Source organism: Sulfitobacter sp. 1A12056, assembly GCF_043558125.1.
In the GTDB taxonomy this organism is placed as follows: Bacteria; Pseudomonadota; Alphaproteobacteria; order Rhodobacterales; family Rhodobacteraceae; genus Sulfitobacter; species Sulfitobacter faviae.
Genome location: NZ_JBIFFY010000002.1, coordinates 299,921 through 312,714 on the forward strand (window position 1 = coordinate 299,921; position 12,794 = coordinate 312,714).

The 12,794-nt window shown below is 62.7% G+C and carries 9 protein-coding genes; 4 read left to right on the forward strand and 5 right to left on the reverse strand.

Features of this window, described 5'->3' with window-relative positions:
- Positions 1 to 44 precede the first annotated feature (44 nt).
- From dnaN to gyrB, 4 genes are all read left to right on the forward strand, one after another.
- Positions 45 to 1,163, forward strand: a complete 1,119-nt coding sequence (gene dnaN, locus ACGYLD_RS05810; protein ID WP_271692619.1) for a DNA polymerase III subunit beta — start codon at positions 45 to 47, stop codon at positions 1,161 to 1,163.
- 59 nt (positions 1,164 to 1,222) lie between these two features.
- Positions 1,223 to 2,320, forward strand: a complete 1,098-nt coding sequence (recF, locus tag ACGYLD_RS05815; RefSeq protein WP_271692620.1) for a DNA replication/repair protein RecF — start codon at positions 1,223 to 1,225, stop codon at positions 2,318 to 2,320.
- Positions 2,317 to 2,937, forward strand: a complete 621-nt coding sequence (locus ACGYLD_RS05820; protein WP_271692621.1) for a LysE family translocator — start codon at positions 2,317 to 2,319, stop codon at positions 2,935 to 2,937. Before recF ends, ACGYLD_RS05820 begins: the two co-directional genes overlap by 4 nt.
- A 79-nt stretch (positions 2,938 to 3,016) precedes the next feature.
- Positions 3,017 to 5,431 (forward strand): DNA topoisomerase (ATP-hydrolyzing) subunit B, encoded by a 2,415-nt coding sequence (gyrB, locus tag ACGYLD_RS05825; protein ID WP_394401616.1) that lies wholly within the window; start codon positions 3,017 to 3,019, stop codon positions 5,429 to 5,431.
- 108 nt (positions 5,432 to 5,539) lie between these two features.
- On the opposite strand, the gene ACGYLD_RS05830 is transcribed toward gyrB, so the two are convergent.
- The 5 genes from ACGYLD_RS05830 to ACGYLD_RS05850 form a co-directional block, all read right to left on the reverse strand.
- Positions 5,540 to 7,729, reverse strand: a complete 2,190-nt coding sequence (locus ACGYLD_RS05830) for an NADP-dependent isocitrate dehydrogenase (protein WP_394401619.1) — start codon at positions 7,727 to 7,729, stop codon at positions 5,540 to 5,542.
- A gap of 150 nt (positions 7,730 to 7,879) precedes the next feature.
- Positions 7,880 to 8,536, reverse strand: coding sequence for a YitT family protein (locus tag ACGYLD_RS05835; protein WP_067264229.1), 657 nt, complete (start codon positions 8,534 to 8,536; stop codon positions 7,880 to 7,882).
- A gap of 84 nt (positions 8,537 to 8,620) precedes the next feature.
- Positions 8,621 to 10,048 (reverse strand): nodulation protein NodH, encoded by a 1,428-nt coding sequence (locus ACGYLD_RS05840; protein WP_271692624.1) that lies wholly within the window; start codon positions 10,046 to 10,048, stop codon positions 8,621 to 8,623.
- A gap of 3 nt (positions 10,049 to 10,051) precedes the next feature.
- Positions 10,052 to 11,749: a beta-1,6-N-acetylglucosaminyltransferase gene (locus ACGYLD_RS05845; RefSeq protein WP_394401622.1), complete on the reverse strand. Its 1,698-nt coding sequence runs from the start codon at positions 11,747 to 11,749 to the stop codon at positions 10,052 to 10,054.
- A complete protein-coding gene (locus tag ACGYLD_RS05850) occupies positions 11,746 to 12,732 on the reverse strand; it encodes a glycosyltransferase family 2 protein (RefSeq protein ID WP_271692627.1) in 987 nt (328 codons plus the stop codon). Before ACGYLD_RS05850 ends, ACGYLD_RS05845 begins: the two co-directional genes overlap by 4 nt.
- Between the last annotated feature and the right edge of the window lie 62 nt (positions 12,733 to 12,794).

Below are 12,794 nucleotides of genomic sequence, written 5' to 3' on the forward strand. Positions count from 1 at the left end.
CCGGGTAGTTTGCCTCTCCCGGCAGTCGGTATGGGAGAAGGCATATGAAATTCAGCATCGAACGCGCGGCACTGCTCAAAGCCGTTTCGCAAGCCCAATCCGTGGTCGAGCGCCGCAACACCATTCCGATCCTCGCCAACGTGCTGATCGAGGCCGAGGGCAGCGATGTCTCCTTCCGCGCCACCGATCTGGATATCGAGGTGGTCGACAAGGTCGCCGCCCAAGTGGAGCGCGCAGGCGCCACCACCGTTTCGGCCACGCTGCTTCATGAAATCGTGCGCAAGCTGCCCGACGGCGCGCTGATCAGCCTCACCGCCGACACCGCTGCTGGCCGCCTGACGGTCGAAGCGGGCCGCTCCAACTTCTCGCTGGCCACCCTGCCGCGCGAGGATTTCCCCGTCATGGCGTCTTCGGAATATGCCTCGAACTTCTCGGCCCCGGCCCCGGTGCTGCGCCGCCTGTTTGACAAGTCGAAATTCGCCATCTCCACCGAGGAGACGCGCTATTACCTCAACGGGGTCTACCTGCATGTGGCGGATGCCGAGGGCGGCAAGGCGCTGCGCTGCGTGGCCACCGACGGTCACCGTCTGGCCCGGATCGACGCTGGGATGCCCGAGGGGGCGTCTGAGATGCCCGGCGTGATCGTCCCGCGCAAGACCGTGGGCGAGCTGCGCAAACTACTCGACGATGACGAGATGGAAATCGCGGTGTCCGTGTCCGAGACCAAGATCCGTTTCGCCACCCCGGCCATCACCCTGACCTCGAAGGTCATCGACGGCACCTTCCCCGACTACACCCGCGTCATTCCGCAGGGGAACACCCGCAAGATGGAAGTCGACGCCGCCGATTTCGCCCGCGCGGTGGACCGCGTGGCGACCGTTTCTTCCGAGCGTTCGCGCGCCGTGAAACTGCAACTGGACGAAGACCGTCTGGTGCTGTCCGTCAACGCGCCCGACAGCGGTGCTGCCGAAGAAGAGCTTGCCGTGGCTTACGGCGACGAGCGTCTCGAAATCGGCTTCAACGCGAAATACCTGTTGGAAATCGCAAGCCAAGTGGACCGCGAGAACGCCGTTTTCCTGTTCAACTCCTCGGGCGATCCGACCCTGATGCGCGAAGGCACCGACACTTCGGCAGTCTACGTCGTCATGCCGATGCGCGTGTGACTTGGGCGAGAATTTTTGAAATTCCCGCGCCGTTTTCTTTCAAAGAAAACGGGCTTTGAATGGCGCAGCTGTATCTTTCCAATCTCGGCCTCTCGCATTTCCGCTCGCATAAACGCGCGGTGATCGACGTGGACGCGCGGCCCGTCGCGCTTTACGGACCCAATGGTGCGGGCAAGACCAATGTGATTGAGGCGATTTCGCTTCTCTCCCCCGGGCGCGGGCTGCGGCGCAGCAGCGCGCAGGACATGGCCCGCCGCCCCGAGGCCTTGGGCTGGAAGATCACCGGCCTGCTGCATGGGCCGAGCGTGATGCATGAGGTCGACATCTGGTCCGAAGCCGGTGCCGCCCGGCAGACCAAGATCGACAGCAAAGCCGCGGCCCAGACAGCGCTTGGCCGCATTGCCCGCGTGCTCTGGCTCATTCCCGCGATGGATCGGCTCTGGACCGAAGGCGCCGAGGGGCGGCGGCGGTTTCTTGACCGGGTGACCCTGTCGATGCTGCCCGATCACGCTGAACTGTCGCTGAGCTATGAAAAGGCCATGCGCGAGCGCAACCGTCTGCTGAAGGACATGGTGCGCGAGCCCGCGTGGTACGCCGCCCTCGAAGACCGCATGGCCGAGACCGGGGCGCAGATCCATGCCAACCGGCAACAGGCCCTCACGGCCCTCGCGAGCGCGCAGGAGGAGGCGCAGACCGCCTTCCCCATCGCCACGCTGATGCTCCAAAACGACATGCCCGACAGTGCCGAGGGGCTGCGCCGGGCGCTGTCGGACAACCGGATGCGCGATGTCGCCGCCGGGCGAACTTTGATCGGCCCTCACCGCGCCGATCTGGAAGGCACCTATGCCGCCAAGGGCATCGCCGCGCGGGATTGCTCCACCGGGGAGCAGAAGGCGCTGCTGGTCTCGCTCATCCTCGCCAATGCCCGCGCCATCGCCGCCGATTTCGGCGCGCCGCCGATCCTGCTGCTGGACGAGGTGGCCGCGCATCTCGACGCGGGCCGCCGTGCGGCGCTTTACGACGAGATCACGGCGCTCGGCGCGCAGGCTTGGATGACCGGCACGGGGCCGGAGCTTTTCGACAGCCTTGGGGACCGCGCGCAATATGTGGAAGTGACCGAGGATGAGGGCCTGTCGCAAGTGGTGCGTCAGCCATGACCCTCTCGCCCACCGACCTGCTTCTTTACTGCGGCGCGCTGCTGATCCTGTTTCTCACCCCCGGCCCGGTCTGGCTGGCGATGATGGCCCGGGCACTCTCGGGCGGGTTTCAAGCGGCGTGGCCGCTGGCGCTCGGTGTCGCGATCGGCGACATGCTCTGGCCACTGGTGGCGGTGCTGGGGATTACTTGGATCGTCTCGGCCTTCGACACGCTTATGGAGGTGCTGCGCTGGACCGCTGCACTGGTGTTCATCGCCACGGGGTTGAGCCTGATCCGGCAGGCGGGCGCGAAGATCGACACCGACAGCCGCCTCACCCGCCCCGGCATGTGGCCCGGTTTCATCGCCGGGCTCATCGCGATCCTCGGCAATCCCAAGGCGGTGCTGTTCTACATGGGCGTGCTGCCCGGCTTTTTCGACCTGCGCGCGGTCACCGCCCCCGACATCGGGCTGATCCTCGCCGCCTCGGTCATCGTGCCGCTCGTCGGCAACCTCGTGATCGCCCTCCTAGTGGGCCATCTGCGTGGCTTTCTGACCGCTCCGCGCACCCTGCGACGGATCAATCTGATCTCCGGCGCGATGCTGGTTTTCGTGGGCCTGATCGTCCCCTTCGCCTGACACAAAATCTTGTGTCATTCGCGTGACAATCCCCTGCCAAACCACTATAAATCGGGCAAACGATAAGGGTTTTCTCCGCATGTCCGACACTGATCTGACACCACAGGAATACGGTGCCGATTCCATCAAGGTTCTCAAAGGGTTGGAGGCTGTTCGCAAACGCCCCGGCATGTATATCGGGGACACCGATGACGGCTCGGGCCTGCACCACATGGTGTACGAGGTCGTGGACAACGGCATCGACGAGGCACTGGCCGGTCACGCCGACGCGGTGACGGTCACGATCCACGCGGATTCCAGCGTATCGGTCAGCGACAACGGTCGCGGCATCCCCGTGGGCATCCATGAGGAAGAGGGCGTCTCGGCGGCCGAGGTCATCATGACCCAGCTGCACGCGGGCGGGAAGTTCGACAGTAATTCCTACAAGGTCTCCGGCGGTCTGCACGGGGTCGGCGTCTCGGTCGTGAATGCGCTCTCGGACTGGCTGGAACTGCGCATCTGGCGCGAGGGCAAAGAACATATCGCGCGGTTTGAGGGCGGTTTCACCACCAAGCACCTCGAAGTCGTGGGCGAGACCGACCGCACTGGCACCGAGGTCCGTTTCATGGCCTCGACCGAGACATTCTCCAACCTCGAATACAGCTTCGAGACGCTGGAAAAGCGCCTGCGCGAACTGGCCTTCCTGAACTCCGGCGTGCGCATCATCCTGAAGGACGAACGCCCCGTCGAGCCGCTGCAAACCGAGCTCTACTACGAAGGCGGCGTGAAGGAATTCGTCAAATACCTCGACCGGCACAAGCATGCGGTCATGGACGAGCCGATCTTCATCACCGGGGAGCGGGACGACATCGGCATCGAGGTCGCCATGTGGTGGAACGACAGCTATCACGAGAACGTGCTGCCCTTCACCAACAACATCCCGCAGCGCGACGGCGGCACCCATATGGCGGGGTTCCGCGGCGCGCTGACGCGCACGATCAACGCCTATGCCCAGACCAGCGGCATCGCCAAGAAGGAGAAGATCTCCTTCACCGGCGACGACGCCCGCGAGGGTCTGACCTGCGTGCTGTCGGTGAAAGTGCCCGATCCGAAGTTCTCATCGCAGACCAAGGACAAGCTGGTCTCGTCGGAGGTGCGCCCGGCGGTCGAAGGGCTGATGAACGAGCGTCTCGCCGAATGGTTCGAGGAGAACCCCAACGAGGCCAAGCAGATCGTCGGCAAGATCGTCGAGGCTGCCCAGGCCCGCGAAGCCGCCCGCAAGGCACGCGAGTTGACCCGGCGCAAGACGGCGATGGACGTCAACTTCCTCGCTGGTAAGCTCAAGGATTGCTCGGAGAAAGACCCGGCCAAGACCGAAGTCTTCCTCGTCGAGGGGGACAGCGCGGGCGGCTCGGCCCAGACCGGGCGCGACCGTCAGACGCAGGCGATCCTGCCGCTCAAGGGTAAGATCCTCAACGTGGAACGCGCGCGTTTCGACCGGATGCTGGGCAGCCAAGAGATCGGCAACCTCGTCATGGCGCTCGGCACCGGGATCGGGCGCGACGAGTTCAACATCGACAAGCTGCGCTACCACAAAATCGTCATCATGACCGATGCTGACGTCGACGGCGCGCATATCCGCACACTCTTGCTGACCTTCTTCTACCGCCAGATGCCCGAACTTATCGAGAACGGCCACCTCTACATCGCGCAGCCGCCGCTCTACAAAGTCTCGCGCGGCAAGTCCGAGGTCTACCTCAAGGATGAGGCCGCGATGGAGGACTACCTGATCCAGCAGGGTGTCGACGGCGCCATGCTGCGCCAAGGCAACGGCGAAGAAATCACCGGCCAAGACCTCACCCGCGTGGTCGACATGGCGCGCCAGCTGAAACGCGTGCTGGAGGCTTTCCCGACCCACTACCCGCGCCACATCCTCGAACAGGCCGCCATCGCCGGTGCCTTTGTCGAGGGCGCGGTGGACAGCGACCTGCAGGGCGTGGCCGACAAGATCGCCGACCGTTTGAACCTGATCGCGCTGGAATACGAGCGCGGCTGGCAGGGCCGGATCACCCAAGACCACGGCATCCGCCTCGCCCGCATCCTGCGCGGCGTGGAAGAGGTGCGCACCCTCGACGGCCGCATGCTGCGCTCGGGTGAGGCGAAGAAATCCGGGAGCTTCACCCAGCACCTGCAGGAGGTCTACGACCAGCCCGCTAAGCTCATCCGCAAGGACCGCAGCCAGATGATCTACGGCCCCATGGACCTGCTCAACGCGATCCTTGCCGAGGGCGAGAAAGGCCTGTCGCTGCAGCGCTACAAGGGTCTGGGCGAGATGAACCCCGACCAGCTGTGGGAAACCACCCTCGACCCGGACGCGCGCACGCTGCTGCAGGTCCGCGTGGAGGATATGGCCGAGGCGGACGATCTCTTCACCAAGCTGATGGGTGACGTGGTCGAACCGCGCCGCGAGTTCATCCAGCAGAACGCGCTGAGCGTGGAGAATTTGGATTTTTGAGGGGGTTGTAGGCGCCCGCAAAGCGCCAGCGCCGCTGCCAAGTCTTAAAACGATAATCCGCCGCGCCGCTTAAACAGCGGCGCGGCGGATTTTTTTATATCAGGCGAGTTACCCGATGATACCGTTCAGCGTCTCGGAGGGGCGCATCACGCGGGCGGTTTTCTCCGCGTCGGTGTGGTAGTAGCCGCCCAGATCGACAGCCGTGCCTTGGGCCGTTGCAAGCTCGGACAGGATGTCGGCTTCCTTGTCGGCCAGTTCCTTGGCGACGGGCGCGAACTCTGCGGCGAGGTCCGCGTCATCGCTCTGCGCGGCGACGGCTTCGGCCCAGTAGCGCGCGAACCAATAGTGGCTGTCGCGGTTGTCGGGCTCACCCACCTTGCGCGAAGGGGAACGACCGTGATCGAGGATGCCCTGCGTCGCGGTTTCCACGGCATCGCCCAGCACGCGCGCCTTTTCGTTGCCACGGGCATCGGCGAGGAACTTCAGGCTCTCCCCAAGGGCGCAGAATTCGCCAAGACTGTCCCACCGCAGGTGGTTCTCTTCCACCAGCTGCTGCACGTGTTTGGGGGCCGAGCCGCCCGCCCCGGTCTCGAACAACCCGCCGCCGTTCATCAGCTTCACGATGGACAACATCTTGGCCGAGGTCGCCAGTTCCAAGATCGGGAAGAGGTCGGTCAGATAGTCGCGCAGCACGTTGCCGGTGATCGCGATGGTGTTCTCGCCCTTGGTGATGGTCTCAAGCGAGGCGCGGGTGGCTTCGCGGGGGGCCATGATCTCGAACTTGTCGGCCACGCCCTGTGCCTCAAGGATGGGCTTGACGTAGGAGATCAGCTCGGCGTCATGAGCGCGGTTTGCGTCCAGCCAGAAGATCGCGCGGCAGCCTTCAGCCTTTTGACGCGAGATGGCGAGGTTGACCCAATCCTCGATCGGCGCCTTTCGCGCAGAGGAGGAGCGCCAGATGTCACCGGCCTCAACCTTATGTTGGTGCAGCACGGTGCCGTCGTCGAGGATCATTTTGACGGTGCCCGCCTCGGCCAGTTCAAAGGTGGTGGGGTGGGAGCCGTATTCCTCGGCCTTCTGCGCCATCAGGCCGATGTTCTGCACCGTGCCTGCGGTCGCCGGGTCGAGCTTGCCGTTCTCTTTGAAGAAGTTGATCGCCTCGTCATAGACCGGCGCATAGGAGTTGTCGGGGATCACGCAGTTGGCGTCATGCTCTTTGCCGTCCGGGCCCCAGCCCTTGCCGCCGGCGCGGATCAGCGCGGGCATGGAGGCGTCGATGATCACGTCGGAAGAGACATGCAAGTTGGTGATGCCCTTGTCGGAATCGACCATATACATCGGCGGGCGCGCGTCCATGCAGGCGTCGATATCGGCCATGATCTCGCTCTCGCCCTTCACACGCTCCAGCAGATCGCCGAGGCCAGAGTTGGGGTTCACGCCGAGTTCTTTCAGCTTTTCCCCGTGCTTTTCAAACACCGGCGCAAGATAGGCTTTGACCGCGTGGCCGAAAAGGATCGGGTCAGAGACCTTCATCATCGTCGCCTTGAGGTGCAGCGAGAAGAGGATGCCCTCTTCCTTGGTCTTTTCGATCTGGGTGCTGAGGAAGTCTTTCAGCGCCGCGGCGCTCATGAAGGTCGCGTCGACCACGGTGCCGGCGGGATAGTCCAGACCGTCTTTCAACACCTTCTCGCCATCCGCCGTTTCCAGCACGATCTTCGCGCCACTGGCGGCGTCGAGCGTGGCGGATACTTCGTTGGAGAAGAAATCATTGCCGGACATCGACGAGACATGCGTCTTGCTGTCGGCGGTCCAGTCCCCCATGCGGTGCGGGTTGGACTGGGCAAAGCTCTTCACGGCCTTGGCCGCGCGGCGGTCGGAGTTGCCTTCGCGCAGGACCGGGTTCACGGCGGAGCCTTTGATGCCGTCATATTTGGCGCGCACGGCTTTTTCTTCGTCTGTGCTCGGCTCTTCGGGGTAGTCGGGTAGCGCGTAGCCTTGGGCCTGAAGCTCTTTGATCGCGGCAACCAGCTGCGGCACGGAGGCAGAGATGTTCGGCAGCTTGATGACATTGGCCTCGGGCGTCTTCACCAGACGGCCCAGCTCGGCCAGATCGTCGGACTGACGCTGTTCTTCGGTCAGGTGCTCAGGGAAGGTCGCGAGGATGCGGCCTGCTAGGCTGATGTCTTTGGTGCCGACGCTCACACCAGCGGCTTCGGCGAACTTTTTGATGATCGGCAACAGCGAGGCAGAGGCCAGCTCCGGCGCTTCGTCAACTTTGGTGTAGATGATATCGGACATGATTGCTCCAAATTGCTGCATTTGCTGCCCTGATAGCGGAAGAGGCGGCGAAGGTCGACGGTATACCGCAGTATGCGGTGGGGTCGTTTCAGGAAAAAGCGGATTTCAGCCTTTTGCACGGGCCACCTAGCGCAACCCGCGCGCTGCCGCCTAGCGGGCCACGCTGCGCAGTTGCAGAATCTGCATCCCAATCGCCATGGCCGGGCCGATCCCCACCGCGAAAAGCAGCGTGCCGAGGCCCAGGGTGCCGCCCAAGGCCCAGCCGATGGCGACGACGGACAATTCGATGCTCATGCGGACCAGCGCGATGGGTTTCCCGGTGACCCGTTGCAGCCCCGTCATCAACCCGTCCCGCGGCCCGGGGCCAAGGTTTGCCACAAGGTAGATCGCGCCGCCAAAGCCGGTCACGAAGACGCCGGTCAGCGCCAGCACGGCATTCGCCAGATAGCTGTCGAAGTGGGGCAGGATCGGCAGCGCATATTCCAGCACCAGCGCCACGATCACCGCGTTCAGAATGGTGCCGATACCGGGCGTCTGCATCAGCGGGATCCAGAGCAAAAGAACCACGGCGCTGATCAGGAAGGTCGCAAAGCCAAGGCTCCACCCCGTGATGCGGGTCACCCCTTCGGCGAAGACGGTCCAAGGGCTGACGCCGACGCCCGCAGTGACCAAAAGCGCCTCGCCCAAGCCAAACATCACCAGTCCCAGAACCAGAAACACCATCGAGGCCAATGGCGGCCTGAGCGTGAAGGCTTTCGGCGAACTCCACCGCAGCCGGGGAACAGAGGTGACAGACAGGAAACTCACGGCGCGACCTTTGGCGGGATGCTCAAGATGCCCTGTTGTTCCAGTTTACGTCAGAACCGGCAAGGTCAATCTAGCCTGTACCCCTCACCGCCAGCGCGAAAAGCCGAAGGTCATATAATCCTTCTGATAGGCTTCCGCCGTCAGGACCTCGATCTCATCGTCATAGATATCGCCGAGCGTGAAGGGGCCGGGTTCCACCATCTGGGGCACGGCGGGGACGGTGGCATGGCCCTGCCCCGCAGCCAGAGCGGGGAGTTCGCTGGCCAACTCCTCTTCGCGGAGGATGCGGTCGGGCAGGCAGAACGCCCCGAACCCCGCAATGGCTTGGGCCTGAGAACACCATGCAGCATCCACCCGGATCGAAGTTTGCCCGGCCAGATTGCCTTTGAGAAACTTGAGGAAGGCAACAAAGGCTGCGCGATGCGCGTCTCGATCATATTCGGCGTCGGGGCCATCCTTTGGCAGCGGCACCTTGTAGCGGCGCATCAGCGTGTTGCGCAGCTGGCGGTAACTGCCCTCCCCCGTGGTCAGGATATGGCGGCAAAAGGCATCATGCGCGCGCAGGGCGGGATGGCGCAGCACGGTAAAGCCGCGATGCCCGCGCATTTTGCGTTTCCACTGCCGCAGCTCTTTTTGCGACATCTTACCGCGCAGCGCCTCACGCGGGACGCCATCGAGGGCGGCGAGCCAGTCCAGCACCTGATCCTGCGGGCCGGATTTAATCGGCAGATAGATCAAGCCGCTGGTCGCCGCCGCCACATAAGAGGGCACGTTCGGCCCGCGCCGTGGCTCGAAATTTGGGGTGCGGGTCAGATCGAAACGATCGAGCCGCGCCAGCGCCTCCAGCATCTCGTCATAGTTGCTGACCTTGGCCGAGATCGGGCTGGGGTTCTGTTTCTTGAGGTTCTTGTCCAGCCCCTCCAACTGCTCATCCACGCCAAGATAGCGTGCAAGCCCGTTCATCACCTCAACGCTTTGCAGGTCTTCGTAAGCTACATAAAATGCCGTCTGGCCGGAAGTTTGCAAACGGTTCAGCAGCGTGATCTGGAACTGCTGGAGGGCATCCAAATGGGCGCTGAACTCATCGGCATCGAAGACGGCCTGCGCCACCTTCTGCGCCTTCATATCGGTCAGTTTCCACTGCCCGGTGGCCTGCGCGATCTTCCAACTGACATAGCTGTCGACCGGGTTGCGCGTGAGCACGATCTTGGCGCAGCGCTGATCCTCGATGATCTCATCGAAAACACGCGGATCGTGGTCGTGGAAATAGCGGAAGCCGCCCAAAGCATCCTGCTGCCCCCGGATCTCCGCCAGCAGCTTTTTGGGGTTTTCGTCCCGCGTGGCCTGATCAACGCCAAGGATGGGCTCGCTTTTGGGATACCCTATGAAGAAAGGGTTGAACGCCTCCCCATGACAGGCGATCCCGGCAAAGGCGTTCAAGTTCGCCTCTAGGAAGTTGGACCCGGTCCGCATCTCGGCGAAGACCACGAAACTGTCGAATTTGTCGCGCATGGATTATTTCACCAGATAGGGTTTGGGGGAAGGTTTGGCATCGGCGCTGCCCCCTTGGGCCACCGAGAAATCGCCGACCAGATAGGGGTGCATGCCTTGGTTCTTGAGATTCTGGAGGAACTGGCCGAAGCCGTTCAGATCAACCATGCGCGGCGCCTCTGACAGGCGGCGCAGACGGGGGCGCCCAATTTCGTCAAGGATATCTTGCAAAGGCTCCATCGGCGCTTCGATGAAATCGGCCATGGTCCAGACCCGCACACGCGCCTTGGTATAGGGCGAATTCAGTACATCCAAATGCGTGCTTTCCGTCTTTTGCAACTTGGCGGCCAGACGGCGGATATCTGCGAAATCAAGGTTCGAGCGGAACAGAGGCACCGCCCAAGCGCCGGTGATCACCGAAATATGCGCATTCGGGTCTTTGGCCACACGCCAGTTGATGTCTTGATTGTCCATCGGGCCGAACTGAAAGCACTGACGCTCGCCCCGGGTGTTCCAAATCAGATTGGTCAAGAACGCACTGGCATTGTGATCGCGCAGCACCGGGTTATCCGACAACGCACCATTCAGCGCGGTTTCCCCGCCCGCGAAATGCACCCGGTCGGGCGCAAAGAGATGCCCATGCACGCGCGCCCCGCTGGCCCGGCTGAGCCAATGTTCGAAATCCTCGAAAATCTCGGTAAAGCCCTGAAACATCGAATAGGGCGCGGCGGTGACGCCATTCTCCCAATCCTCGTTGGGAAAACGGCTTTGCATATAAAGCCCCGCACGGCCCCGGGTGCGCCGCTCCACCGCCTTGGCAAAGATGCGGTCGATCTTGCCGGGGTTCGGCTCGGTCTTTTTCATCGCGCCGGCAGGGTCGGTCAGAAAGGCATCATAGAGCCTGTCCGCATGAGGCCAAATCTTGCGTGCCACGAAACAATCCGAGCGGCGCAAAAGCTGGAGGTGATCGTCGTAAAAGATATGCGGCTTGCCCTGAAAATCGAACTTAGACAGGGTCAGCGACCGGCTTTCGATCTTGCTGGAATAGAGCCGTGCAAGGGTCTGGAAATAGCTTTCGTCCGGGATCCAAACATGGCGAAAGAACTTGTCGTAGGTGGGCCGGTCGGGGTCTTGCAAGATCGCCGACAGGGTGCGCCGGGTCAGGCACCACCATTGCGAGCCCATATGCGGCACGATCCCGCGCGGCATCCGACGTTTCAACCGCAGCAGGCGCTGCATCTCGACCGCGCGGTCGAACAGATAGCGATTGCGCCGCCATGAAAAGGGGAAGCGCAGGGTAAACCGCTCTGCATCCAGCCCGCCCACGGTCCAAGGCACATCCGCCGTGGTGGCGCTTTCGATGAAGTCGGTCTGGGGGCGGTCCTCAAGATAGTCGATCAACTCCTGCACCGGGCGCAGCGGCAAGCAAGAGCCGGAGGCCAGATAGACATGGCGTACCTTGGGAAAGCGCGAGAGCATCATCTCCGCCGCCCCCTGAGAGGCGGCAACGATCCCCCAAGTGCCCCATTCGCAGCGTTTGCGCAGGCTAAAGCAGACATCCTTGAGATCCGACAGCGCCGCCACGAAGGCATCATGCGCCCGCCGGGGCACCGCCTTGTCGATATGGATCACCACCGGACAGCCCGCCGCCGCCCAATGCCGCGCGACCTGCTCGGCCCGGTCAAAAGCGTTGTGCACCAACATGACGATCCCGACGCTCATGCCCAGTTCCCCTTGGACATGAGGCCGAGGATCTCAAGCTGCCGCCAATTGATATAGCGTTCCGACCATTTGCACCAAAGCTGCGGGTCGTCCTTCAGCTGTTCAGCATAGGCTTTGTATTCGACAGAAGCCGCGTAATGCTCGCTACGCTGCAACTCCTCCGCCGCCTTGGCCCCGAAGGTGTCGAGGAACTTGGCGTGCAAGAGGACGCCCGAGGCTTTCTCTCCGCCCCATTCGTCATAAACCTGATTAAGCCCGCGCGGCAGCAGCATATGGGTCGAGCTGACATAGGCATAGCGCCGGTCCCATTTCACCAGCGGCACCTTGTTGAGCGCGGGCGCTTTTGCGGGCGCGTCGGGAAAGAACACCCGCGCCCGTGGCCCGCCCTGAATCCACAGGTTCCCAAACCGCCGGTTGCGCGAAATGGTGTAGTTGCCACTGTCGAACCATGCGGCAATCTCAATCGGGTTTTGCCCCGCCTTATAGGGCTCCTCGTCAAGGCGCCCCTTGGGATACATATCCAGCAACATCGCCGAAAAGCTCTTGATCGAAGAGGCATCGAGCCAATCGGTCAGCGCCCGCAGGGGGCGCGTGTCACAAAAGGGGTAGACCAAAAATTCATCCGGATCGACCGTCAGCGCCCAATGGCCGTGGGCGTATTTCATCTGCAACCAGTTCAGCCAATCCACCCCAAAGCGGGCGCGTTTGTAGCTGGCCTTGGCGCTCCAGACCGAGACATCGGGTTGCTTGGCCAGATAGTCGAGCGCGCCATCGTCGCTGTCATTATCGACAAAGAAGAAATGCCCGACGCCCATCTCGCGGTAGTATTTCAGGAAATAGGGCAGCCGGATCGCTTCGTTGCGCTGCGTGCAGAACAGCAGAATATCGTCAGCTTTGATCTGCGCCGTCCGGTTCGCCACAGAGGTTAACTCGCGCCGCTTGCGGAAGGCGCGGATGCGCCAGCGCTTGCGTTGCAGCCGCAACCGATATGACTGTATTAAGCCCAAACCGCCCCTTACCTATCGCGTCTGACCGCCCCTCTACC

What these genes read in the sequence shown, in the direction of transcription:
- ACGYLD_RS05845 (WP_394401622.1), bottom strand. Translation starts at nt 11,749, where the DNA reads ATGAGCGTCGGGATCGTCATGTTGGTGCACAACGCTTTTGACCGGGCC.
- ACGYLD_RS05840 (WP_271692624.1), bottom strand. Translation starts at nt 10,048, where the DNA reads ATGCGCGACAAATTCGACAGTTTCGTGGTCTTCGCCGAGATGCGGACC.
- ACGYLD_RS05820 (WP_271692621.1), top strand. Translation starts at nt 2,317, where the DNA reads ATGACCCTCTCGCCCACCGACCTGCTTCTTTACTGCGGCGCGCTGCTG.
- ACGYLD_RS05830 (WP_394401619.1), bottom strand. Translation starts at nt 7,729, where the DNA reads ATGTCCGATATCATCTACACCAAAGTTGACGAAGCGCCGGAGCTGGCC.
- gyrB (WP_394401616.1), top strand. Translation starts at nt 3,017, where the DNA reads ATGTCCGACACTGATCTGACACCACAGGAATACGGTGCCGATTCCATC.
- dnaN (WP_271692619.1), top strand. Translation starts at nt 45, where the DNA reads ATGAAATTCAGCATCGAACGCGCGGCACTGCTCAAAGCCGTTTCGCAA.
- recF (WP_271692620.1), top strand. Translation starts at nt 1,223, where the DNA reads ATGGCGCAGCTGTATCTTTCCAATCTCGGCCTCTCGCATTTCCGCTCG.